Here is a 990-nt window from a genome sequence, read left to right on the forward strand (position 1 = left end):
CTCGCCGTTTACGAAGTCCGCGCTCTGCGCCGCCGATGCGGCCTGATTCATGGTGTCCTTGGGGTCGGCGCCGCTCGCGTTTTCCGTGACAACTGCCGTTCCGTCGTAGACCTTCTCGACTTCGTCGCCAAACCTGATGGTTCGGATTTCCTTCTGCTCGATCCTGCCCTTGCCCGTGAAACTTAGCGTGCCGATGGCCGCATTCGATGGATCCGCCGCATCGATGAGCTTGTAGTTGCTGCCGGCCGATGCCGTGTAGCTGACCGTCTTTTCGCCGACCGTGCCGTCGGGGTTCAGGACGACATCCTTCGTATCGTAATGCCCCGTGACGGTCGGGCTCGCCGTGCCCCATACCGAGCTGCCGTCCGGGTTGCGCGTCCTGCCGTCCGCCCGCCGGAGCGCGACGTAGCCGTCCGCAAGCGGTTGGATCGCGCCCGTTCCGGCGGGAGCCGCCTGCGTCGAGCCCTTGACGAGGTTCGTCGTGCCGTCGTAGACCTTCGTCGCCGCCCGCTCCGCCTTCGCGACGACTTCCTGCGGCGTGATCTGCCCCGCGTGCGATACGGTGATGGCGCGCGTCGCGGGGTCGTAGGCGAGGTTCGCGCCCGTCGTGCCCGTGGGGTCGTAGTTGTCAAACAGCTTCGCCGCATGCTCTGAGAGCGTGATGGTGTATGCCGCCGTATGCGCGCCGACGTCCGCGCTGTCGTAGTTCGCTGCCGCCTGATAGTCGCCTGCGGCGAGCGCCGTCCGGCTCGATGCCGCCGGCCCGATGTTCACGGCGTTGATGAAGTCTTTCGCCGTCTTCCTGCCCGTGTTCTGCCGGTTCCACGCACGCGTGTCATAGCCGACATCGGTCTTTCCGTCGTAGACTTTTTCCAATGTGCCAAAGTCCACGTCGATGACATCCGCGATGTTGACCTGCTTTGGCTTGATCTTGCCTGCCTGCTGCTGCACGATAGACGTCACGCCGTCTGCCATCTTGTAGTTACGGTT

The 990-nt window shown here is 64.2% G+C and carries 1 protein-coding gene; it reads right to left on the reverse strand.

What is annotated here, in order from left to right; all coding sequences use genetic code 11:
* Nucleotides 1–990: hypothetical protein (locus tag HMPREF1985_RS11485; protein ID WP_021772255.1), on the reverse strand; the 990-nt coding region annotated here is incomplete at both ends.

It is taken from the genome of Mitsuokella sp. oral taxon 131 str. W9106 (assembly GCF_000469545.1).
Classification (GTDB): Bacteria; Bacillota; Negativicutes; order Selenomonadales; family Selenomonadaceae; genus AWVT01.